The organism is Streptomyces ossamyceticus, assembly GCF_001418475.1.
GTDB classification, from domain to species: Bacteria; Actinomycetota; Actinomycetes; order Streptomycetales; family Streptomycetaceae; genus Streptomyces; species Streptomyces ossamyceticus.
The window spans coordinates 360-1,016 of sequence record NZ_LIQX01000904.1; the positions used below are offsets into that span (position 1 = coordinate 360).

At 71.1% G+C, this 657-nt stretch carries 1 protein-coding gene; it reads right to left on the reverse strand.

Annotation, left to right across the window (positions count from 1 at the left end):
• Positions 1-285: 285 nt before the first annotated feature.
• The coding region (locus AOK15_RS40370) for a bestrophin-like domain (RefSeq protein WP_478078832.1) at positions 286-657 on the reverse strand (372 nt) is incomplete at its 5' end.

Here is a 657-nt window from a genome sequence, read left to right on the forward strand (position 1 = left end):
CCGCGTGCGCGGCGGGAGCGGTGAGGGAAAGGGCGGTCACGCCCAGCAGAACGGCCGAAGCGACGCGTATCGCGCGCATGATGAGCCTCCGGGGTCCCGAGGAGCCTGCTGCGGACCTTTTCCGCCTGCGCCTGACATGCACCTCGATGAGCGAAACGCTAGGAAGGCGCGCCCGGAGCCGCGATCGCAGTCGCGCGAATGGGGCAATCGTGTGCTCCGCACAGGGGACGTCGGGCGACATCCGCGCGCCCGTCCCCCGGCCGCGGGGGTCCTCCCGGTCTGCCGTCAGGCCTTGATGCCGGGGAAGAGGGTCATGAAGGGCTCGGCCGTGGCGGTCAGCCCGCGGCCGTAGGGCGAGTCGAAGTCCCAGACGAGGAACAACAGGAAGGCGATGAGCGCGGAGAACAGGCCGGCGAGGATCAGCTCGCGTGGCGTCCGCCGGATCTGGAGGGCGAAGACCATGCCGACGGTCACGACGGCCCCGGTGATCAGCCCGAACCACACCACCCCCGGCATCGTCTCGCCCGTGGAGTCCGCGCGGGAGTTGCGTGCCGCGTCGGCCGCAGCCATCTGGTCGAGCAGCGGCTGGTACGCCTGCGCCTCGAAGTCGTTCGCCGGCTCGTAGTCGGTGACGTCCCGGCGGACGGTGTCGAGCAG